20 protein-coding genes and 1 pseudogene are annotated in these 22441 nt (G+C 67.4%); 8 read left to right on the forward strand and 13 right to left on the reverse strand.

The window, feature by feature from the left end; all coding sequences use genetic code 11:
• Positions 1-6: 6 nt before the first annotated feature.
• The 4 genes from kdpB to gatB all read right to left on the reverse strand — a co-directional run bounded on the left by kdpB (position 7) and on the right by gatB (position 5657).
• The gene (gene kdpB / locus GOAMR_RS02835) at positions 7-2109 is read right to left on the reverse strand and encodes a potassium-transporting ATPase subunit KdpB (RefSeq protein ID WP_005182540.1); all 2103 of its coding nucleotides are present in this window, start codon (positions 2107-2109) and stop codon (positions 7-9) included.
• Positions 2106-3791: a potassium-transporting ATPase subunit KdpA gene (gene kdpA / locus GOAMR_RS02840; RefSeq protein WP_005182541.1), complete on the reverse strand. Its 1686-nt coding sequence runs from the start codon at positions 3789-3791 to the stop codon at positions 2106-2108. The genes kdpB and kdpA overlap by 4 nt, the downstream gene beginning before the upstream one ends.
• Positions 3792-3796: 5 nt before the next feature.
• A complete protein-coding gene (gene kdpF, locus GOAMR_RS24650) occupies positions 3797-3895 on the reverse strand; it encodes a K(+)-transporting ATPase subunit F (RefSeq protein ID WP_138943563.1) in 99 nt (32 codons plus the stop codon).
• A 250-nt stretch (positions 3896-4145) separates the two neighbouring features.
• On the reverse strand, positions 4146-5657 hold the full coding sequence (gene gatB, locus GOAMR_RS02845) for an Asp-tRNA(Asn)/Glu-tRNA(Gln) amidotransferase subunit GatB (protein WP_005182543.1): 1512 nt from the start codon (positions 5655-5657) through the stop codon (positions 4146-4148).
• A 129-nt stretch (positions 5658-5786) separates the two neighbouring features.
• Between gatB and GOAMR_RS25855 the strand changes: the two genes are divergently transcribed.
• Positions 5787-6353, forward strand: a complete 567-nt coding sequence (locus GOAMR_RS25855) for a PspC domain-containing protein (RefSeq protein WP_005182545.1) — start codon at positions 5787-5789, stop codon at positions 6351-6353.
• A 9-nt stretch (positions 6354-6362) separates the two neighbouring features.
• Here GOAMR_RS25855 and GOAMR_RS02855 read toward each other — a convergent pair whose 3' ends face one another.
• From GOAMR_RS02855 to GOAMR_RS02865, 3 genes are all read right to left on the reverse strand, one after another.
• The gene (locus GOAMR_RS02855; RefSeq protein WP_005182546.1) at positions 6363-7397 is read right to left on the reverse strand and encodes an ATP-dependent 6-phosphofructokinase; all 1035 of its coding nucleotides are present in this window, start codon (positions 7395-7397) and stop codon (positions 6363-6365) included.
• A gap of 133 nt (positions 7398-7530) precedes the next feature.
• Entirely contained in the window at positions 7531-8139 is a 609-nt protein-coding gene (locus GOAMR_RS02860; protein WP_005182548.1) for a LuxR C-terminal-related transcriptional regulator, read from the reverse strand.
• A gap of 99 nt (positions 8140-8238) precedes the next feature.
• Positions 8239-9507: a sensor histidine kinase gene (locus GOAMR_RS02865; protein WP_005182551.1), complete on the reverse strand. Its 1269-nt coding sequence runs from the start codon at positions 9505-9507 to the stop codon at positions 8239-8241.
• Positions 9508-9748: 241 nt separating this feature from the next.
• Between GOAMR_RS02865 and GOAMR_RS02870 the strand changes: the two genes are divergently transcribed.
• The 4 genes from GOAMR_RS02870 (at position 9749) to GOAMR_RS02885 (ending at position 13889) form a co-directional block, all read left to right on the forward strand.
• Positions 9749-10420, forward strand: a complete 672-nt coding sequence (locus tag GOAMR_RS02870; protein ID WP_138943564.1) for a hypothetical protein — start codon at positions 9749-9751, stop codon at positions 10418-10420.
• Positions 10417-11667 (forward strand): alpha/beta-hydrolase family protein, encoded by a 1251-nt coding sequence (locus GOAMR_RS02875; RefSeq protein ID WP_005182554.1) that lies wholly within the window; start codon positions 10417-10419, stop codon positions 11665-11667. The genes GOAMR_RS02870 and GOAMR_RS02875 overlap by 4 nt, the downstream gene beginning before the upstream one ends.
• 157 nt (positions 11668-11824) lie before the next feature.
• Complete coding sequence (locus GOAMR_RS02880) at positions 11825-12625, forward strand: hypothetical protein (RefSeq protein ID WP_005182557.1); 801 nt, start codon at positions 11825-11827, stop codon at positions 12623-12625.
• A gap of 34 nt (positions 12626-12659) precedes the next feature.
• Positions 12660-13889: an Rv0361 family membrane protein gene (locus GOAMR_RS02885; RefSeq protein WP_005182559.1), complete on the forward strand. Its 1230-nt coding sequence runs from the start codon at positions 12660-12662 to the stop codon at positions 13887-13889.
• An 87-nt stretch (positions 13890-13976) separates the two neighbouring features.
• On the opposite strand, the gene gatA is transcribed toward GOAMR_RS02885, so the two are convergent.
• Both gatA and gatC read right to left on the reverse strand, forming a co-directional pair.
• On the reverse strand, positions 13977-15467 hold the full coding sequence (gatA, locus tag GOAMR_RS02890; protein WP_005182561.1) for an Asp-tRNA(Asn)/Glu-tRNA(Gln) amidotransferase subunit GatA: 1491 nt from the start codon (positions 15465-15467) through the stop codon (positions 13977-13979).
• The gene (gene gatC / locus GOAMR_RS02895; protein ID WP_005182563.1) at positions 15464-15775 is read right to left on the reverse strand and encodes an Asp-tRNA(Asn)/Glu-tRNA(Gln) amidotransferase subunit GatC; all 312 of its coding nucleotides are present in this window, start codon (positions 15773-15775) and stop codon (positions 15464-15466) included. Before gatC ends, gatA begins: the two co-directional genes overlap by 4 nt.
• Before the next feature lie 179 nt (positions 15776-15954).
• Here gatC and GOAMR_RS02900 point away from each other — a divergent pair, with 179 nt between their 5' ends.
• On the forward strand, positions 15955-16611 hold the full coding sequence (locus GOAMR_RS02900) for an ACT domain-containing protein (RefSeq protein WP_005182572.1): 657 nt from the start codon (positions 15955-15957) through the stop codon (positions 16609-16611).
• A 14-nt stretch (positions 16612-16625) separates the two neighbouring features.
• Here the strand turns inward: GOAMR_RS02900 and GOAMR_RS02905 are convergent, their stop codons facing one another.
• Entirely contained in the window at positions 16626-17789 is a 1164-nt protein-coding gene (locus GOAMR_RS02905; protein ID WP_005182574.1) for a sensor histidine kinase, read from the reverse strand.
• Positions 17786-18538 carry a response regulator transcription factor gene (locus GOAMR_RS02910; RefSeq protein ID WP_005182575.1) on the reverse strand — a complete coding sequence of 251 codons (753 nt, stop codon included), beginning with the start codon at positions 18536-18538 and terminating at the stop codon, positions 17786-17788. Before GOAMR_RS02910 ends, GOAMR_RS02905 begins: the two co-directional genes overlap by 4 nt.
• Before the next feature lie 126 nt (positions 18539-18664).
• On the opposite strand from GOAMR_RS02910, the gene GOAMR_RS24660 reads away from it, so the two are divergent.
• Together GOAMR_RS24660 and GOAMR_RS02920 are read left to right on the forward strand one after the other, a co-directional pair.
• Positions 18665-19108 (forward strand): DM13 domain-containing protein, encoded by a 444-nt coding sequence (locus GOAMR_RS24660; protein ID WP_244427234.1) that lies wholly within the window; start codon positions 18665-18667, stop codon positions 19106-19108.
• A 5-nt stretch (positions 19109-19113) separates the two neighbouring features.
• Positions 19114-19602, forward strand: a complete 489-nt coding sequence (locus tag GOAMR_RS02920; protein ID WP_138943565.1) for a hypothetical protein — start codon at positions 19114-19116, stop codon at positions 19600-19602.
• Positions 19603-19618: 16 nt separating this feature from the next.
• Here the strand turns inward: GOAMR_RS02920 and ligA are convergent, their stop codons facing one another.
• Entirely contained in the window at positions 19619-21856 is a 2238-nt protein-coding gene (ligA, locus tag GOAMR_RS02925; protein WP_005182583.1) for an NAD-dependent DNA ligase LigA, read from the reverse strand.
• Positions 21856-22441, reverse strand: a pseudogene (locus tag GOAMR_RS02930) (NtaA/DmoA family FMN-dependent monooxygenase); the annotation flags it as partial. The pseudogene GOAMR_RS02930 and the gene ligA, both read right to left, overlap by 1 nt.

Below are 22441 nucleotides of genomic sequence, written 5' to 3' on the forward strand. Positions count from 1 at the left end.
AATGCTCTACCCCATTCCCGGGAGAAAACGAACGACGAGGTCGATCAGCCAGATCCCGATGAACGGGGTGATCACACCGCCCACTCCGTAGATGAGCAGGTTGCGGCCCAACAACGTCGATGCCGCACCGGGCTGGTACCGCACACCCCGCAATGCCAACGGAATGAGCGCGACGATGACCAGCGCGTTGAAGATGACTGCAGATACGATCGCCGACTGCGGCGAGGACAAACCCAGAACGTTGAGATTGTCGAGTTGCGGGTAGACCCCGGCGAACAGCGCGGGCAACACCGCGAAGTACTTCGCCAGGTCGTTGGCCAGTGAGAAGGTCGTCAGCGCACCACGGGTGATCAGCAATTGCTTGCCGATCGCGACCACGTCGATCAGCTTGGTCGGATCGGAATCCAGGTCGACCATGTTGCCTGCCTCTTTCGCCGCCGACGTGCCGGTGTTCATCGTCAGCCCGACGTCGGCTTGAGCCAGCGCAGGTGCGTCGTTGGTCCCGTCGCCGGTCATCGCGACAAGTCGGCCACCGGACTGCTCTTTGCGGATCAACGCGAGCTTGTCCTCCGGGGTGGCTTCGGCCACGAAATCGTCGACGCCGGCCTCCTCGGCAATCGCCCGGGCGGTGCGCGGGTTGTCGCCGGTCACCATTACGGTCTTGATGCCCATCGCCCGGAGCTGGGCGAAGCGTGCGGCCATACCCGGTTTGACGACATCCGAGAGTGCGATGGTTCCGAGGATCTGTGGTGGTTCCGCGTCGATGCGGACACCGACGACCAGGGGCGTACCGCCGGCGGCGGATATGCGGTCTACCTCATCGGACACCTCAACCCCGGGCCGTCCGCCGGCCTCGTCGGCCCACCGCAGCATGGCGTCGGCGGCACCCTTGCGGATGCACCGCACGCCGGCCGCGGTGGTGATATCCATGCCCGACATGCGGTTCTGCGCGGTGAACGGCACAATCTCGCGCTGCCCCTGCCCTGCGGCCTCGAGTGCGTGCGGGTCCTGCCCGTACTCGTCGCGGCACAGGTCGATGATGCTGCGGCCTTCCGGTGTGTCGTCGGCGAGACTCGACTGGCACGCCTCTCGAGCCAGTTCGCCGATCGTGACTCCCGTTGCCGGAATCAGGTTGGTCGCGCGGCGATTGCCGAAGGTGATCGTGCCGGTCTTGTCCATCAGAAGGGTGTCGATGTCGCCGGCGGCTTCCACCGCACGTCCCGACATCGCCAGTACATTGCGCTGGACCAGTCGGTCCATGCCCGCGATACCGATCGACGACAGAAGTGCGCCGATTGTCGTCGGGATCAAACACACCAGCAGCGCAATGAGTTTCACCGGCTCCGGCGCTTGGCCGGCGTACTGTTGCATCGGTCCGATCGCCACCACGGCGAGCAGGAAGATGACGGTCAGACTTGCCAGCAGGATGTTCAGGGCAATCTCGTTGGGGGTCTTCTTCCGCGATGACCCTTCCACCAGGGCGATCATCCGGTCAACGAACGATTCACCGGGTGATGTGGTGATCCGGACGATGATCCTGTCCGACAACACGACTGTGCCACCGGTCACCGCACTGCGATCACCGCCGGATTCCCGGACGACGGGCGCAGATTCGCCGGTGATGGCCGACTCGTCCACGGTGGCGATTCCCTCGACCACATCGCCGTCGCCGGCGATGACCTCGCCTGCTTCGACAACGATCTTGTCGCCCACGGCCAGGTCGCCGCCCGAGGTCTCGGTGATCGATCCGTCGGCGTCAAGTCGGCGTGCCATGGTGTCTTGCCTGACCGTGCGCAAGCTCGCCGCCTGCGCCCGACCGCGACCCTCTGCGACAGCTTCGGCCAGGTTCGCGAACAACACCGTAAACCACAACCAAAACACCACGGCGAAGGAGAACCAGGACGGTTCGCGGACGGCGAGGACAGTGGTGATGATCGCGCCGAGATAGACGACGAGCATCACCGGATTGCGCGCCTGACCACGGGGATCGAGCTTGCGGAGTGCCTCCGGTAGGGAGGTTATGAGCTGGCGTGGCGCGAAAGCGCCACTGCGGACAATATCGGCGGAGTCGTCGGTCAGGCGATCTTCGCGTGCAACCCCTGTGGTCATGACAGTGCCTCTGCTATCGGTCCCAGCGCCATCGCCGGAAAGAAGGTGAGTCCGGCGACCAGCAGCACGGTGCCCGTCAGCAGGCCGCCGTAAAGAAGACCGTGTGTCGGGAGAGTCGCTGTGGTTGTCGTTCGGGTCTTTTGCGTCGCCAGCAAACCGGCGATCGCGAGGATAAAGATGATTGGCAGGAGCCGTCCGAGCAGCATCGCCACGCCCAGTGATGTCTGGAACCAATCACTGGTGACGGTCAGGCCGCCGAAAGCACTGCCGTTGTTATTGGCAGCGGATGCGAAGGCGTACAGCACCTCGGAGAATCCGTGGATGGATCCGGGCGTGCCCGGATCACCGCCGTTGCCCTGAAAGTCCTTGGTAGAGGGCAGAATCACGGTTATCGCCGTGCCGACCAGCACCAGTACCGGCATCACCAGGATCGACAGGGCGGCCATCGTGATCACGTGCCGGCCGATCTGCTTTCCGAGAAACTCAGGCGTACGACCCACGAGCAGGCCACCGACGAAGACCGCGATGATCGCCAGTACCAGCATCCCGTACAGGCCGGTTCCGGCACCGCCGGGCGCCACCTCGCCGAGCAACATGTTCCAGATCATCGCCCCACCGGCGCCGGCGGAGAAACTGTCGTGTGCCGAGTTGACCGCGCCTGTCGAGGTTCCGGTCGTCGACACTGCCCACAGCACCGATCCCGCGACACCGAATCGTTGTTCTTTGCCCTCCATCATCGTGCCCGCGGCCTGCGCTGCGACACCATTGGTGTGCGATTCGAACACCCACATCACCGCCAGCATCCCAGCCCAGATGGTCGCCATGACGCCGAGAATCGTCAGCCCCTGACGACGGTCGGCCACCAGCGTGCCGTAGGTGCGGGTCAAACACACCGGAATGATCAGTAGGGCAACGATTTCCACAACATTGCTGAGCGGCGTCGGGTTGGAGAACGGGTGAGCCGAGTTGGCCGACAACGTTCCGCCGCCATTGGTGCCCAGTTCCTTGATTGCTTCCTGAGAGGCGAACGGTCCGACCACACTCGAGCCATTCCTCCCGTCGATACCGATGAAGTCGAAGCCGCTCTTGAACGATTGGACAGCACCCTGGGTGAGCAACACGATCGCAACGATGATGCTCAGAGGCAACAGGATACGCAGGGTCGCCCGGATCAGGTCGACCCAGAAGTTGCCGAGTCGCCCATCGCCCTTCGTCGCCACGATCCCCCGCACCAGGGCGACCGCTACGGCGATGCCGACCGCTGCGGACAGGAAGTTCTGCACCGCCAGGCCAAGCATCTGGGTCAGGTTACTCATCACCAGCTCGGGCGAGTACGACTGCCAATTGGTGTTGGTGACAAAGGAAACGGCGGTATTGAACGCCATCGCCGGGCTGACCGCGGCGCGTCCGTCACTCCACGGCAACACTCCTTGACACCGTTGCAGCAGATACAGGAACAGAACGCTGACGAAGGAGAAGGCGATGACGGCCATCGCATAGCCGGTCCACGTCTGTTCGCGGCGAGGGTCGACGCGCGCAAGCCGGTAGAGAAGTCGCTCGGGCAACAGGTCACGGCCACCGGAGAACACCCGCGCCATGTAGTCACCCAGCGGGACGTACGCCGCGGTCAGAACGACGACCACCACGCAGACCTGCAGGGCGGCAGCAAGAGAACTATTCACGTGCCCTAGAACCTTTCGGGAAAGATCAGGGCTGCGAGTAGATACACCGCCACGGCGACTGCGATGACCACCAACACCACGTTGGTGGTGCCGGCCGCGGTCACCGGCGGACCCCCGCGCCGACTCCCCGCAAGACAAGCAGGCAGATCACAAACCCGCCCAGAATTGCCAGCACGAACCACAAATCCGTCACGCCCACTCCTGAAGACACCCCGGGACTACTCCATCGAGCCCGGGCCGATCTTCACAGCATGCGGACCATTTGCGGGTTCAGGCACCGCTCTTAACGACACTCATACGTCTGGTCAACGGATTTATACGCAATCTTCACACCGGGTCGGCCGGCGGTGCCGGCTACCCGGCATTCACTGCGGCCAGGACCAACTCCTGGACGCGGGCGGCGTCGGCCTGGCCGCGGGTGGCCTTCATGACGTCGCCGACGATCTTGCCGGCGGCCTTCACCTTGCCGCCCTTGATCTTCTCGACGATGTCGGGGTTGGCGGCCAGGGCGTCGTCGACGGCCTTCTGCAGCGCCGAATCGTCGCGCACCACCTCAAGGCCGCGGTCGGCGACGATCTGCTCCGGTTCACCCTCGCCGTCGAGAACGGCGACCGCGACCTGCTGACCGAGTTTGGTGGTGAGTTTGCCCTCGTCGACGAGGCCGATGATGGTGGCGACCTGGGCGGGGGTGATCGGCAGGTCGGCGAGCTCGGTGCCGCGGGCGTTGGCCTGCTGCGCCAGGAACGACACCCACCAGCTGCGGGCGGCGTCGGCCTTGGCGCCGGCGTCGGTGGTGGCGATGATCAGATCGACCGCACCCACGTTCACCAGGTCGCGCATCACCTCGTCGGAGACACCCCACTCCTCCTGGATGCGGGCGCGCCGCACCCACGGGAGCTCGGGCAGGGTGCCGCGCAGTTCCTCCACCCATTCGGCGGCCGGCTGCACCGGCGGCAGATCGGGTTCGGGGAAGTACCGGTAGTCCTCGGCGGTCTCCTTGCGACGGCCGGCGGAGGTGGTGCCGTCGGTTTCGTGGAAGTGCCGGGTCTCCTGCACGATCTCACCGCCGTCGGTGAGGATGGCGCCCTGCCTGCTCATCTCGTACCGGACGGCGACTTCGACGCTCTTGAGGGAGTTGACGTTCTTGGTCTCGGTGCGGGTGCCGAACTCGGCGGCATCCTTGGCCATCAGCGACAGGTTCACATCGCAACGCATGGAGCCCTGGTCCATGCGGACATCGGAGACACCGAGCGCCTTGAGCAGGTCACGCAGCGCGGTCACGTACGCGCGCGCCACCTCGGGCGCGCGCTCGCCGGCGCCGACGATCGGCTTGGTCACGATCTCCACCAGCGGCACACCGGCCCGGTTGTAGTCGAGCAGTGAGTGGCTCGCGCCGTGGATGCGGCCGGTGGCACCGCCGATGTGCAGCGACTTACCGGTGTCCTCCTCCATGTGTGCGCGTTCGATGTCCACCCGCCACGGGGTGCCGTCGGGCAGCACCACGTCGAGATGACCGTCGTAGGCGATCGGGTCGTCGTACTGGGAGATCTGGTAGTTCTTCGGCTGATCGGGATAGAAGTAGTTCTTGCGCGCGAACAGGCTCGACGGCCGGATCGAGCAGTTCAGCGCCAGGCCGATGCGGATGGCCGACTCGATGGCCTTGCCGTTGGCGACGGGCAGCGAACCCGGGAAACCGAGACACACCGGGCACACCTGGGTGTTGGGTTCGGCACCGAACGCCGTGGGGCAGCCGCAGAACATCTTGGTCTCGGTGCCGAGTTCGACGTGGACCTCCAGGCCCATCACCGGATCGAAATCCGCGATGACCTGGTCGTAGTCGAGAAGTTCAGTCGTAGCCGAAGTCATGACCGACAGTTTATGCGGAGCTGTCCCGGCGCACCGGTGCGGGCCGAAGTCCGGGACAAGATCAGGGCGTACCCCGATGCCGGGTGCCGTTGCCATCCATAGCGTGGATGAGGACGAAAGGACGCAGCGATGAGCGCACCCGAACTGAACAAGTCCACCCCCGGCCCTGCCGGCGACACGCTGCCGGAGCACACCTCTGCGCCGGCCGGCGATGCCGTGGACACCGGACCGACGGCCGGCCCCGGGCCGACCCCCGCACAGCAGCTCGGCGCACAGGCGACCGCCACACAGCAGCCCGGCGAGCCGACGCGGATCCCCGACCCGGCGGAGGTATTCCCCGAATTAGGCCGGCCGACCACCTTCGCCGGGTATATCCCCCCGAACCTGGGCGCCGGCAGCGCGAGCTACACCCCGGAATCGTTCGGACAGGGCCCGGAGCAGCCCTACCCCGCCGTAGCCGGCGCACCCCAGCAGTATCCACCCCGGCCGTACGGATCGCCGTCACCCGAATCCCGGCGTCTCCTGCGTTCACGGCAGGACCGGTGGATCGGCGGTGTGTGCGGCGGTCTCGGCGAATACTTCGGCTGGGACCCGAACCTGGTCCGCCTCGCGTTCGCGCTGTCGATCCTGCTGCCCGGCCCGCAGTTCCTGGTCTATCTGGTCCTGTGGGTGGTGATCCCCCGCGCCTCGGCGTGAGAGCGGGAGTCAGCCGAAAATGACGCGGGCTTCCTGATACTGGTCCTGCGGAACCTGTTTGAGCTTGCCGAGCGCCTCGTCGAAGGTGATGCGGGCGATCTCGGTGCCGTGCAGCGCCACCAGGTGCCCCCACGCGCTGTCGGCGACGAGATCGGCGACGGCCATGCCCATGCGGGTGGCGAGCACCCGGTCCCAGGCGCTCGGCACACCGCCGCGCTGAATGTGCCCGAGAACCGTTGCGCGCGTTTCGATTCCGGTGCGATCCTCGATCAGCGGAGCCAGCACCTCACCGATGCCGCCCAGGCGGGGCCGATTGAATCCGTCCAGCCCCTTCACCGCATGCGCCTCCTTCATGTCGGGGAGGGTGAATCCTTCGGCGACCACCACCATCGGGGCACGGCCACGGTTCTTGACGCTGGTGACCCACGCGCAGATCTGATTCAGGCTCTCGGGCTGCTCAGGGATCAGGATCGCGTGGGCGCCGCCGGCGATCCCCGAATGCAGGGCGATCCAGCCGGCGTGGCGGCCCATCACCTCCAGCACCATGCAACGCCGGTGCGAGTTGCCGGTGGTGCGCAGCCGGTCGATGGCCTCGGTGGCGATCTCGACGGCCGTGTTGAACCCGAACGTGTAGTCGGTGGCGTCGATGTCGTTGTCGATCGTCTTGGGGACGCCGACGATGTTGATGCCGTCGTTGAACAACCGGTTGGCCGCGGTGGCGGTGCCGTCGCCACCGATCGCGATCACCCCGGCGAGGTCCAGGTCGGCGAGCACGTTCTTGATGTTCTCCGGCCCGCCGTCGGGTTCGGTGTACGGGCCGAAGCGGCTGGTGCCCAGGATGGTGCCGCCCTGGTTGGACAGGCCGCGCACCGTGGAGCGGTCCAGTTCCATGACATCGCCGTAGACCAGGCCACGCCAGCCGTCGCGGAAGCCGACGAAGGTGTGGCCGTAGACGGTTTCACCCTTGAGGACGGCACCCCGGATCACCGCGTTGAGGCCGGGGCAGTCGCCGCCGGAGGTGAGAATGCCGAACCGCTTGCCCATCGCCTGCCCGCCCTTCTTCTGGGGATATCCCCGTCGGTGTCCTCAAGTCGGCGTCAGTGGTGCCCACAACGACCACCAATCTAGGACACTTGACGCGCTCCCGCCGGGTTCGCCGAGATCGCGTCCGGGCGCCCTACTTGAGGCCGTTCTCGTAGGCGAACACGACCGCCTGCGCCCGGTCCCGCAGCGACAGTTTGGTCAGCATGCTGCTCACATGGGTTTTCACGGTCTGCTCGGACACGAACAGCGCGGCGGCGATCTCGGCATTGGACTTGCCGTCGGAGACCAGCTCCAGCACCTCACGTTCGCGGGGTGTGAGGGCACTCACCGCCGACGACCGCGGCGATCGCGACCGGCGCGCGGTGACCTCCTCGATGAGCCGCCGGGTGATCGACGGCGCCAGCAGCGCCTCCCCCGCCGCCACCACCCGCACCGCCCGTACCAGTTCGTCGGCGGGTGCGTCCTTGAGCATGAACCCGGACGCGCCGATGCGCAGCGCCTCGTACACGTAGTCGTCGATGTCGAAGGTGGTCAGCATCAGGACCTTGGTGCCGGCACCACTGCCGATGACCTGTTGCGCCGCCCACAGGCCGTCGCGGCGCGGCATCCGCACGTCCATGAGCACGACATCGGGACGCAGCCGCACACACACCTCCACCGCCTCGACCCCGTCGGAGGCGTCGCCGAGCACCGAGATGTCGGGCTGGGCGGCGAGCAGCGCCGAGAATCCCTGCCGGACCATCGCCTGGTCGTCGACGACGACGACGGTGACCGGACCCGGACGTGGCGACGGTGACGCCGGTCGTGGTGAGGCTGGCACGCTCTCGAGCGTAATCGGTCGCTACCCGTCGATCGTGCCGGTTCCGGCGCTCAGCGTTGCCCGCGGTCCGTCGGGGATGTGGGCCCGGACCTCGAAACCGCCGTCGACGCGCGGCCCGGTGCTCACACTGCCACCGACGATGCCGGCCCGCTCGGCCATCCCGGCCAGCCCGGTCCCCTGCCCGTCCAGTTGCAGTGGTGCGCCGCGTGCGGGCCCGTTGGTGATCACCACGTCGGTCGCGTCACCACGGGCCGGACTCAGCCGCACGCTGATCGCCGCCCCGGGGGCGTGCCGGGTGGCATTGGCCAGCGACTCCTGCACGATCCGGTAGATGACCAGTGCCGAAGCCTCGCCGACGGCATCTCGGTCGGCGGTGTCGTCGACGAGGACGTCGACGCCGGTGCGGCTCGTCTGAGCCACCAGTTCCGCGATATCGCCGAGGCCCGGATTGGGTGCGGCCGCATAGGATCCCGCGCCGTCGTCGAGGCGCAGCACACCGAGCATCTGCCGCACCTCGTCGAGGGAGGCGCGCGCCGCGTCCGCGATCGCGTCGAATTCGGCGGCTGCCTCGTCGCTGACGTCGCCGAGCCGGTAGCGGGCGGTCTGTGCCATCACCACCACCACCGACATCCGATGCGCGACAACGTCGTGCAGGTCACGCGCGATGCGGGCGCGTTCTTCGAGTACCGCCTTCTGGGATTCGGCGAGCTCGGTCTCCTCGGTGCTGGCCCGCAGTTTGGTGCTGACCCGCAGGAGTCCGCGGATCAGGGCGGTCACGACGGCCAGGAACGTCAGGCCCACCGCCCAGCCGACCTTGCCGTCGTCGGGCGCGGTGAGTACGAAGATCGCGACGGTGCACAACCAGACGAGCGGCAGCCTGACGAGTGGTCCGCGCGTGAACGCGAAGAACGTCAGCACGAGCAGCGCGATGATGTGAACGACCTGGATGTCCCAGTACCACCCGTTGGTCGTGGGCACGGTGAGTGCGATCAGATACGCCGACACCACCGACACCGCCCACCCGACGATAGGAGCCGACCAGGCCAGCGCCACCGGCAGCGCCGCGAACGCGGAGACGATGGGCAGCATGTAGGCCGGCAGGTCGTGGGTCAGCGGCAGCGTCGGCCAGGCCACGGCGAACATGATGAGCGCGACCAGCAGGAAGAACCAGTTGCCCTTGGACGAGAAGTAGTGCCGCACAAAGGGGTCCCGGATCGCCGGATGATCGGACACCTCGCGGGCGAGTGCGGTGCCCACCGACCGGAGGCCGTCGCGAACCTTGTCCTGCATGTTGTTCCATTCCTCACCTCACCGGCTGAGCGTGTGGTCGCCGCCGGGTATGTGCCCGAGGCTATCGGCGCCGGTCTCGTCAGTCCTCATACTTTTGGGTGAGATTGCGGCCCGTCGCGAGAGGGACGGTCCGGGTCCGGGCGGTCCGCGCGGGTGACGGGAAGGCCCCTCATTCGCCCGATGTGGGCCGGTGTCGCAGGTTCATAGCTTGGGCCACATGGTTATTCACCGACTTTCCGAGATGAACGAGCCCACCGAATCGGGCCCGACCGCGCCCCTGGCACCCGTCGGCGACCAACCGGCTTCGCCGTGGGCCACGGTCGCGGCCCTCACCCTGCTGGTGGGGCTGGCCGCCGTACTCGGGCTCTTCACGGGAGCCGGCCGCACCAGCGCACTCGGAAATCCGGTTCGTTCAGGTGAATCCCCGGCCGCACAAACGATCCTGGTGCTCACCGGAGACCATCCCGACCGGGCCGCGGCCGTGGTCCCCGCCGAATTCGCCGCGGTGATGGGCTATCACCCGACGGTGTCCGGCGGACTGACGATCAACCCCACCGGCTCGTGCTCGTCTTCCATCGACCTGCCCGATCGTTTTGAACCATTCTGCCGCGCACATGATTTCGGCTACGACCTGCTGCGGTACGCCGATCGCTCGGGGCGGCCGCTCGGGGGCTGGGCGCGGCGCACGCTCGACCAGACCCTGGTCCGGCAGATGCATGCCTCGTGCACCGCCCCCGCCTGCCATGCCGCGGCCGAGACCGCTCGGGCCGGGTTGGGCCTGAACTCGTGGCGTCAGCACTTCGGGCCACCGACGAGATCGGAATCGATACTGTCGATCGGGACGTCGCTGGCCGGCACTGTGGCGAGTCTGTGGACCGCACCCGCGCGCGAGCTGATCGGGGCACTGCGATGAGCATTCCCCGGCTCCCGGCTCCCCATCCCGCGCTCCCGGTCGCGGGGGCCGCCGCGATCCTCATCGCCTCCTATCCATCCACGTTGCCGCGCTCGCCTGTCGTCGCCGCTGTGGTGACCGCCGTGTTGTGTGTTGTGGCGACGGTGCCGGCGGCGTTCGCGACCCGGCGCCGCATCCGGCAGGACAACGATTCGTCGCCGGACCGCACCGGCAGGGTCGTGGTCGCCGCCGCCGCGGCGGTGTCGGTGGTGGCCGTGATCGGCAGCGGGTACTGGCAGGCGCTACTGCGCGATCAACTGGCCGCGGCGGCCGGTACCGAGCCGGCGGGTGCCCTGTTCGCCTGGCAATGGGCGGCCGTGGTGGCCGGGCCCGCGCTCGCACTGGCCGCGGCCGTCATCTGGTGCCCGCGCGTGACCGCGGTCGCCGCGGCGATGGTCACCGCGCTGGCCTGTGGCTATCTGCCGGCCGCCGGTGCCGCGGACACCCCGGACCGCACCGACGACCAGGTGCTCTACAGCGCACTGCCGCAGGGTGAGTACGTGAGCACAATCGAGCGGCGCGCCCAGACTCTGGCCGAACGCTGGAGGGACGCCCGTACCGATAGGGACGCTCCCATCGTGATCGCGGTACCGACAGGGTCGGGCTGGGTCGATCCGGATGCCGTCGAGGGCGTGCGGATGCGCTGGGGTTCACGGGTGACGGTGCTGGCGTTGCAATACGCGGACGCGCCGTCGTGGCGGGTGTTCGCAGGCGATCGAGACGGAGCCGGCCGCAGCGCCACCGCACTTCTGCGTGCTCTGATCACCACGGTGCCACGCGACGAGCTGCCACCCGTGTATCTGTACGGGCAGAGCCTGGGCGCCATCGGCGCCGACGATGCCCGCGAGTGGGCGCGGACCCACGCACCGGGCGTGGTCGCCGGCACGGTACTGGCCGGGCCTCCCGACGGATCCGTGGCCCGCCGCAGCGACACACCGCGCACGATCATCGCCAACCGGTCCGATCCCGTCGCGCGCTGGTCGCCGGCGTTGCTGTGGCGTCCCGCGGCCGACGCCGAGGGGACGATCAGGACCGGTGTCCGGTTGTCGCGGCCACCGTGGCTGCCGGTGGTCTCGTTCCTGCAGACCACCGTCGACCTGGCCGGATCGCTCGACGGACCGAAGGGCACGGGGCACCGGTACGGCACCGAACAGGGCCTGTGGATCGGCCGGACGGTCGACCGGACAAACGACAATTCGGTCCGATGACCAGTACTGACTGATAACAATCCGCCTCGCCGCGTTGGTGCATGCCCGCCAGACATATAGCATCGCAGGCGTGCCTTCCCTCTCACCACGTAAAACGCTCCGCGCACGTGTTGCGGTTGCAGGGATCGGTCTCGGGGTCGTCGTTTCCGGCGCTGTCGTGGCCGCACCGGCGACTGCCGCACAGCCGTGCGACACGCAATGGCAGTACGCCATGGACATCCAGCGTCAGATCAAGTCGCACAACGCGCAACCGCGTACGTTCACACTGCCCACCCAGCAGGCTCAGTTCGACGCGTACAACGCACGTGCGGCCCGGCTCAACTCGGAGATGAAGACCGCCCGCGACAACTACAACAACTGCCGTGATGCGATCAAATCGCTGAAAGACGGTCAGGAGCTGCCCGATCCCGAGGCCACCATGATCGCGAAGATCAAGGATGCCGCGGCCAAGATCCCAGCCGGCTACACGCCTCCGGCGCTGTCGAAGCCCACGCGGTCGACCACCGTGGTGGCGGTTGCCACCGAATTGCAGCCGCTGTACGACGCACTCGGCGACAGTCCCATCACCGATACGGACGCCATGCGGCTGCAGAGCGCGGCGAAGCCGTCCGAAGGCGAGCGTGATCCGGCCTACCCGTCCAAGAGCGGCCGCACCATTGTCAAGGGCACCGACGGCAAGGCCGCGGTGACCGTCGACCGGGTGGTACCGCTGTCGCGACTGCTCTCGATCGAGGGTTTCACCAAGCTCAGCCCGGAGTCGATGTACTACGTCTCGCGCGCGCCACTCAATCTGCAGTGGCTCTCGCGGAATGCGGCACTGTCGAAGACATCCGGCAGCGTGGCGGCCGTGACCGGCACCGATGAAACCTGGTTTGACAAGCAGATCGACCTGCAGAACACCGTCGAGCAGAGGCTCAAGACCCTGATCGCCCAACTGATCGCGAGCGAGAAGAAGTGACGACCATCGCCCGAGCAGCGGGTGCGGAGAGACTATGACGCAGCCACCCGAAGGACCCCAGCAGCCCGGCGACGAGCAGGCCGGACACGAAGCCCCGGAACCTCAGCAGGTCGCGGATACCCCGACAGCTCAGAAGAGCCCTGCCGCCCCGGAGCCACCGGCCGCACCCGAAGCTCTGCCGACGCCGGACGCCCCGGCTGCCGAGCAGCAGTCGGGCGGACCGGAGCCGGATGCCCAGGCACCGGATGTCCAGCCGTCGAGCGGACCGCTGCCCGGTGCCCAGTGGTCGAACGATCCGGTGGACAACGAGACCACCACGATCTCGTCGCCCCAAAATCCGGTGCCACAAAACCCGGTCTCACCGAGTCCGTATCCCCAGAATTCTTATCCACAGAATCCGTATCTGCAGGCACCGGTCCCACCGGCGGCTCCGGGCTCGGGCGGGTACTCGTCGAATCCGCAGAATCCCGTTCCGGCTGCCCCGGTTCCCGGAGCCCAGTACGACCCGGCGGGCAACTACGACCGGACGATGGTCGGTCAGCCGACGTTCGGGATGCCCGAACAGCCCGGCGCACAGCAGCCCGTTCCCCAGCAGGCCTACAGCCAGCAGCCCTACGGTGTGCCCGCATCCGGAGCCACGCCGTCCGGAACAGCGCCATTCGGATCCCAGCAGCCGTACAGGCAGCCCGGCCCGGATTCGCAGGGTTTCCCGGCACAGCCCTACCAGCAGCCGTCCACCGGTGGGCAGGCACCCTACGGGACGTACGGCCAGCCCGGCTCGGGTACGCAGCCGTTCCAGGGGCAGCCCGATTCCCCCGCGAAACCGGCCAAGAGCAAGAAAGGTCTCAAGGTCGGACTCATCGCGCTCGGGGTGATCGTGTTGCTCGCCCTCATCGGCGGCGGCGTGTTCTGGTTCCTCAACCGCGGTGAGAGCGACGACGAGGCCATCAAGCGGGTGAGCTCGGAGTTCGCCAAGGCGGTCGCGACCCAGGACACCGCCGGGATGACCAAGGTCATGTGCAAGGCGGAGGCCGAACGCATCGGCACCGAGGACACCGCCACCCCTACTTCGGGTGAGGGTGACAACAGTGCCGCCGAACCCGAGAAGTTCGACGTGAAGAAGACCGAGGTCTCCGGTGACAACGCGAAGGCCGAACTGACGTTCCCGTCGGATGGCCGGACCACGGCGCTGTACTTCACCAAGGAAGACGGCAACTGGGTGGTGTGCGACTCCGCCGCGGAGAACTTCACTCCCGGCTCCTGACGAGCCGCCCGCCGGCGCACCACATCACGAACGCCCCGCGAACCGAGAGGCTCGCGGGGCGTTCGTGCGTCGATCGTGGCGCGGAAGTCAGCCGATCGGGCCGCGCGCGGCCTCGTACGCCGCACCCACCCGGTACAGCCGGTCGTCGGCGAGCGCGGGCGCCATGATCTGCAGACCCACCGGCAGCCCGTCGTCGGCCGACACGCCGGACGGCACCGACATCGCACCCACGCCGGCGAGGTTCACGGGCAGGGTGCACAGGTCGAACAGGTACATCGCGAGCGGGTCGTCGACCTTCTCGCCGAGCTTGAACGCCGTGGTGGGCGTGGTGGGCGAGATCAGCACGTCCACCTGCTCGAACGCGGCCGCGAAGTCGCGGGCGATGAGCGTGCGTACCTTCTGGGCCTGGCCGTAGTAGGCGTCGTAGTAGCCCGATGACAGCGCGTAGGTGCCGATCATGATGCGGCGCTTGACCTCCGGGCCGAACCCGGCATCACGCGTGAGTGCCATGACCTCCTCGGCGCTGTGCGAGCCGTCGTCGCCGACGCGCAGGCCGTACCGCATCGCGTCGAAGCGGGCGAGGTTGCTCGACACCTCCGACGGCAGGATCAGGTAGTAGGCACCGAGTGCGTAGGTGAACTTGGGGCAGGACACCTCGATCACCTCGGCGCCGCGGTCGGTGAGCACCTTGACGGCCGCGGCGAACGAATCGAGCACGCCGCTCTGGTAGCCCTCACCCTGCAGTTCCTTGACGACGCCGATCTTCACCCCGGTCAGGTCGCCCTGGGCACCTGCCTTCGCGGCGGCCACGACGTCGGGCACCGGGGCGTCGATGGAGGTGGAGTCGCGCGGATCGTGTCCGGCGATGACCTCGTGCAGCAGCGCGGTGTCCAGGACGGTCCGGGCGCACGGGCCACCCTGGTCCAGCGACGACGCGCACGCGACGAGGCCGTACCGGGAGACGGTGCCGTAGGTGGGTTTGACGCCGACGGTCGCGGTGACGGCGGCGGGCTGGCGGATCGAGCCGCCGGTGTCGGTGCCGATGGCCAGCGGCGCCTGATACGACGCGAGTGCCGCCGCGCTGCCGCCACCGGAACCACCGGGGATGCGGTCGGTATCCCACGGGTTGCGGGTGACCTGGTAGGCGGAGTTCTCGGTGGACGAGCCCATCGCGAACTCGTCCATGTTGGTCTTGCCCAGGATCGGGATGCCCGCGGCGCGCAGCCGGGCGGTGACCGTGGCGTCGTACGGCGGTACCCAGCCCTCGAGGATCTTCGAACCGCAGGTCGTGGGTGCGTCGGTGGTGGTGAACACGTCCTTGAGCGCGAGCGGCACACCGGCCAGCGCCGACGGTGCCGCACCGGCGGCGATGGCGTCGTCGGCGGCCTTGGCGGCCACCAGTGCCTCCGCACCGCTGACATGCAGGAAGGCACCGAGCTTGTCGTCGATCGCGGCGATGCGGTCGAGGTGGGCCTGGGTGACCTCCACCGACGACAGCTCGCGGGCGGCGATCTTGCCGGCCAGCTCGGCCGCGGTCAGACCGGTGATCTCACCGGCGGCACGCGTGTCAGTGCTCACTGCTCTTCTCCCAGGATCTGCGGAACGGCGAACCGGTCCTGTTCGACGGCCGGCGCACCCGAGAGCGCCTCGTCGGTGGTCAGGCCCGGCACCACCGCGTCGGCGCGCAGCACATTGGCCAGCTGCGCGGGGTGCGCGGTGGGCGGTACGTCGTCGGCGGCGACCTCGGACACCTGCGCCACGTGGGCCAGGATCGAGTCGAGCTGGGCCGCGTACTGGTCGAGTTCGTCGTCGGTCAACGCCAGCCGCGACAGGCGCGCGAGATGCTCGACCTCCGCACGCGATATCGACTGCGGTTCTGCTGCCACCGAGCCGTCCTTTCTCACCGGGGACACAATTCCCTGACCAGCCTAGGCGAACACCGGTCATGAGCCGTGGCCGGCCTTGCTTGCCCGGATAACGACCTTGGCGGTCATACCAGACCGGTTCGCCTGTGCCGGACACCACTCGTCGCACACCCGCATGCACCCGGTGCGACAATGTGCGCGTGTCGTATCTGCTGCGCGTCTCTCTGCAGGATCGTCCGGGCAGTCTCGGACTGCTCGCGGTCCAGCTCGGTTCCGTCGGGGCCGACATCCTCTCCCTCGAGGTCGTCGAACGCGGCGACGGATTCGCCGTCGACGACCTGGTCGTCGAGGTGGCGCCGGGCGGTCTGCCCGACAGTCTGATCACCGCGGCGGAAAAGGTGAAGGGGGTCCGGGTCGACTCGATCCGCCCCTACTCGGGCGTGCTCGACACCCATCGGGAGCTGGAACTGATCGATCAGGTCGCCACCGCCGACGACAAGCTGCAGGTTCTCGTCGACAACACACCCCGGGTGCTGCGGGTGTCGTGGGCGACGGTGATCACCGAGGGCGCCAGCGGCGTCATGCAATTGTTCGGCTCCGCCGGTGCACCGGAGACCCCGCTGGAGGAGGTCGACTGGCTGCCGCTGTCGGCGTCCAGACAACTCGATTCCGACGGCGACTGGGTGCCGGAGGCCTGGAAGGACATGGACACCCGGATGGCCGCAGCACCGTTGGGCCGCGGCGACAAGGCGATCCTGCTGGGCCGGATCGGCGGCCCCGACTTCCGGCCGTCCGAGGTGGCCCGGCTCGGCTATCTCGCCGGCATCGTGAGCACCGTACTGCGGTCATCCCTCTGAACGGTCGATACCCGTCACGGTGACGGGTTGCCGGCCGGCAGCGACAGGTCCAGCCGGAAGCCGCCGGTGACGTTCTCGGCGCGGACGTCGCCGCCGTGCGCCTCAACGATGCCACGCACGATGGCCAGCCCGAGTCCCGCCGACGACGAACCGATCTCCGGTGCCTGCCCGGCGGTCGACGGAGTGCGGGCGGCGTCGGCCCGCCAGCCCACCTCGAAGATGTTGGGCAGATCGGCGTCAGGAACACCCGGCCCTTGGTCGGTGACGCTGACCACGGTGCGGCCGGTACCGTCGTCGGCGTGCGCCGAGATCAGGATCTCGGTTCCGCCCGGTGCGTACTTGATGCTATTGGTGAGCAGGTTCACCACGACACGGGTCAATTCGTGCGGGTCCGCCCAGACCGTGATCCCCGCAACCCCCGAATGGGTGATGCGCATGCCGCGTTCGGCTGCGGCGACTCGCACGTCGGAGACCGCGTCCGAAACCACATCCACCAGTTCGAGCGGTTCGCAGCGCAACCGCAAACCCCCTTCAGTGAGCCGGGACAGTTCGAAAAGGTCGTCGACGAGGCGGGTCATCGTGCCCACCTGCAGACGGATACGACGAATGTAGTCGCCAGGATCACCGGCCACACCATCCTCCAGAACTTCCGCCATGGCCTGCAGGCCCGTCAGCGGTGTACGCAGATCGTGGGATATCCAGGCGAAGAACTGGCGCCGCGACGCGTCGAGTTCTTCGATCTCCTTGCGGGCTGCGGCAAGTCGCCGCGACGTATCCGACAATTGCGCAGATACCTCGGCGAATTCCTTCCACCCCGCACCGTCGGTGCCGATGACGTCGCCGTCACCGATCCGGCGCACGGAGTCGCGCAGCGTCATCATCGAGGACCGCGCTGTGCGGCCGACGACGGTGGCAGCGAGCGCGCTCATCGCCGCCGACACCCCGAGAACCCAGAGCAGCACCTGAAAGTCGTGCTGCGAGACGTACATCTGGACGGCGATCACCGTCACCGAGGCGACCACCGACAGTGGCGAGGCGATCGCCATCAGCCAGATCTGGGAGGTTATCGAGCCATGTGCGTTGTACCGGATCAGTCCGATGCAGGCCGCGGTCACCAGGACCGTGCATCCCGCGGCGATCGCGACGATCTGGGCGATGTCCCAGGCGTGCAACATCATCGGGCGCTCCCTCCGGCTCTGCCGGCCCCGCTTGCCCTGCCGGCCCCGCCGGCGACGGTGAATCGGTACCCCGCACCCCACTCGGTGAGCAGGTACCGCGGATAACGCGGCTCGGGTTCGATCTTCTCGCGCAACCGCCGCACATGTACCGTCACCGTCGAAGCCTCGCCGAACGTCCATCCCCAGACCTCGCGGAGGATGTCGTCGCGGGTGAACACCTCCTCGGGATGCCGGGCGAAGAAAAGCAACAATTCGTACTCGCGGGTGGTGAGCGGAATCGTCGCATTGTTCAGGAATGCGATCCGCCGGGCGGGGTCGATCCGGAAGGGTCCGATTTCCATCGGCACCAGAGGACTTTTCTGTCCGCGGCGCAGCAGGGTTTCGATTCGTAGTTGCAGTTCCCGCATCGAGAACGGTTTCACCAGATAGTCGTCGGCGCCGCGTTCGAGACCGCTGATGCGCTGGGCCACCGAATCGAGCGCGGTCAGCATGATCACCATGACCTGCGGGGAGTTCTTCCGGATCTCCCCGCACAACACGTCGCCGCCCACGATCGGCAGCATCCGGTCGAGAACCACCACGTCAGGAGTCTGTCCGGCGAGCTCATCCCGGGCCCGGCCGCCGTCGGCGACGGCGGTCACCGTGTAGCCCGCCGCGCGCAGGTAGTCGCCGACAGCGGTCCGCACCGCGGCGTCGTCCTCCACGATCATCACCGTCGCATTCACCCTGCCGACGATAGTCGCCGCCATGGCCCGGGCGGCGACTTCTTACGCTGCTGAAATGTTTGGTCCCGCCGAGGCTGCGCGCGGTTACGTTCGTGTCCGTAGCCGATTGCCGCTACCTCAACATTTCCCTCAACCGAAAAGGTGACCATCGTGCATACCAAGATCTTTTCCGGAATCGTCGGCGCGGGAATCGTGGCCGCCGCCCTGACCCTGAGCGCCTGCGGCGATTCCGACACCGAATCCACACCCACCGCATCGATGTCCATGGCCCCCACGTCAGCTCCGATGATGGCGTCGATGAAGGGCACGTTCACCGGCATGGGCGGCAAGAACGTCAGTGGTTCGGCCACCGTCGCCGACGGCAAGCTCATGCTGTCCGGCTTCCGGACCGACGAGGGCCCCGATCTGCACGTGTACCTGACCAACGGCACCGACGAGGCGGCGGTCATGGCCGGCAAGCAGATCAGTGCCATCGACCTGAACGCGATGTCGCAGTCCTTCTCCCTCGACGGCATCGACACGAGCATGTACCACAACGTCGTCATCCACTGTGACAAAGCCAAAGTGGTGTTCGGCGCCGCGATGCTGAGCTGACCGGAATGACTACCGTGACCCCACCGGTCCTGAGCCCGTCGCGAACAGCATCCCGGCGGCGCCGTGGTGCGACCGTCCTGACGGGGGTTGTCGGACTCACGCTCGGGGTGTTGTGGATCCGGGAGAGCGCGATCAAGTACCACGCCGGGTTCGGTGCCGCCGACATTCATCTCGTCGCCGATGGAGCCGCACAGAATTCCCGGGTGCCGGGATTCTTCCAGGAGTTCTGTGCGCACATCCTCGGACCGAACGCCGGTCTGTTCGGATATGCCATGCCCGCACTCGAAATGGGGCTCGGCGTCGGGTTCATTGCTGTCATCATCGCGGCACTTGCCGATTCACAGTGGTCGGCGGTGCTGACCCGTCTCGTGGCCGGCGGTTCGGTGTTCACGCTGATGACGTACTGGCTGTCCGATCAACTGATCTGGGAGTACCCGATCATGGTGCTGCTGTCGGCGTGCTTGCTCGCGACTGCGTCATCACGCGGGACGTGATCCCGGAATCCAGGTGCTACTCCTGGGTGGCACCTGGATTCGGGTCTGCGTCGGCCTCCGCGTCTGCCTCTGCCTCGCCCGGTGCGGCACCGGTGTCGAGCAGGATTTTGAAGGCGTCCTCGTCGAGGATCGGTACGCCGAGTTGTTCGGCCTTGGCAGCCTTGGAACCCGGTGAATCCCCTACCACCACATAGTCGGTCTTCTTCGACACCGACCCCGATGCCTTGCCGCCGCGGGACAGGATGGCCTCCTTGGCTCCGTCACGGGAGAAGTCCTGCAATGAGCCGGTGACGACGATCGTCTTGCCCTCCAGGGTGCGGGCGATGGTTTCGTCGCGTTCATCGGCCATGGAAACACCTGCCGTACGCCACTTCTCGACGATCGTCCGGTGCCAGTCGACGGCGAACCAGTCGACGATGCTCTGCGCCAGGGTCGCGCCAAGTCCGTCGACCTGAGCCAGATCGTCGACGGAAGCATCCTCGACGGCCTGCAGTGAACCGAAATGCGTTGCCAGCGAACGTGCCGCCGACGGTCCGACGTGGCGGATCGACAGGGCCACCAGCACCCGCCACAACGGCACCTGCTTGGCCTTGTCCAGATTGGTGATCAGCCACTGCCCATTGGCCGACAACTCCCCCTTCTGATTGGTGAACAACGGCACCTTGAGCAGGTCGTCGGCGGTGAGGGAGAACAGGTCACCCTCGTTGTGGATCACTCCGGCTTCCAGAAGTGCCTGTGCCGCTTTGTAACCCAGGGCCTCGATGTCGAAGGAGCCACGGCCGGCGAGGAAGAACAGACGTTCACGCAGCTGCGCCGGGCAAGACTCGCTGTTGGGGCAACGGATGTCGGCGTCGCCCTCCTTCTCGGGACGCAGTCCGGCACCGCATTCGGGGCATGTCACCGGCATCACGAAGTCGGTTTCGGTGCCCTCCCGCAGGTCGACGACCGGTCCGAGCACCTCGGGGATCACGTCGCCGGCCTTGCGAATGGTGACGGTGTCGCCGATCTTGACGCCTTTGCGTTTCACCTCCGACTGATTGTGCAGGGTGGCGCGGGCGACGGTGGAACCGGCGACCGGCACCGGTTCGAGCACCGCGTACGGGGTGACGCGCCCGGTTCGGCCCACCCCCACCTCGATTCCGAGCAGCTTGGTGGTGACCTCCTCGGGCGGATACTTGTAGGCGATCGCCCAGCGCGGGGCGCGGGAGGTGGCTCCGAGACGCCGCTGGACGGCGAAGTCGTCGACCTTGACGACGATGCCGTCGATCTCGTGCTCGACGTCGTGGCGATGTTCGCCCCAGTAGCTGATCTTGTCCAGCACCTGCGCACCGGAGGTCGCCTTCGCGGTGTGCGTGGACACCGGCAGGCCCCACGCCCCGAGCGCCAGGTACGCGTGGTGCAGAGAGTCGGGCCGCCAGCCCTCCACCTTGCCGATGCCGTGGCAGATCATCCGCAGCCGGCGACGTGCGGTGACCTGCGGGTTCTTCTGCCGCAGCGAGCCGGCCGCCGAGTTGCGGGGGTTGGCGAACGGCGCCTTGCCGTCCTCGATGAGGGAGGCGTTGAGGTTGGCGAAGTCCTCCAGCCGGAAGAACACCTCGCCGCGCACCTCTAACAGGTTCGGGATCGGGTACTCGTCGGTGCCGGTGAGCTTGGCCGGGATGTCCTCGATGGTGCGGGCGTTGAGGGTGACGTCCTCACCGGTGCGACCGTCGCCGCGCGTCACTCCCCGGACCAGGTTCCCGTTCTCGTACACGAGGCTGAGCGCGACCCCGTCGATCTTCAGCTCGCACAGGAACTCGACGGCCGCCCCGGCGTCGTCGTCGACCTTCTGCACCCACCCGGTCATCTCGTCGTAGTCGAAGACGTTGTCCAGCGACATCATCCGTTCGAGGTGATCGACCGGCGTGAATGCGGTGGAGAATCCCCCACCCACCAGTTTGGTGGGCGAATCGGCCACCGCCAGTTCGGGGTAGCGGTCCTCCAGCTCCTGCAGCTCCCGCAGCAGGGTGTCGAACTCGCCGTCGCTGATGATCGGCGAGTCCCGCACGTAGTACCGGAACTGGTGGTCGCGGATCTCGTCGGCCAGCTGCGACCACCGCTCATGGGTGGCCGTGTCCGCGCGGCCCGCGCCGGTCGCCACGGGTTCGATCACATCGGCATCATCCGGGGTCGTGTTGTCCTCTGCCACGCCGTCGAGGTTAGCCCAGACGCACGACAGCGCCGTCACCACGAATGCCCGGCCTGTCACAAACATCAGCCGTCGTGCTGGGCCAGATTGTCGCGCAGGGTGGTGCCGCTGTACTCGCGGCGATGCACGCCACGTTTCCACAGGTGCGGCACGATGTGCTCGGCGAACTGCGGTAACGACTCCACGAACACCGTGTATCCGTCGGCGGCACCCCGGTCCGTCCAGCCGACGAGATCGTCTGTGATCGATTCCGGAGTGCCGAACACCCGGCGATGCCCGCCACCACCGAGCGCGATGAACCTGCGCAACGTGAGACCGGGTTCGGCCGCGGCGAGATCGACACCGCCCTGCGCGAAGCCGATCGAGCGGGACCCGTCGTGGGCGCTCACCTCAGACGGGACCGGTCCGTCCAGATCGAGTCCGCCGGGGTCGAGGTTGAACCTGTGGGCGAACCGGCGCAGCACCGTCGTGTTGTCGAGCGCGTTCTCCGCCTCGTCGAGCAGTCGCGCCACCTCGTCCTCGGTGCTGCCGACAGTGAAGAAGATGCCCGGCAGCACCAGAACCCGGCCCGACGGGCCACGCCGGGCCCGGGCCGCGGCGTTCAGCTTGTCGCGGTAGTCGCGCGAGGCCGCTTCGGTGATCCCCACCGAG

Origin of the sequence: Gordonia amarae NBRC 15530, assembly GCF_000241345.1 — a bacterium.
GTDB lineage: Bacteria > Actinomycetota > Actinomycetes > Mycobacteriales > Mycobacteriaceae > Gordonia > Gordonia amarae.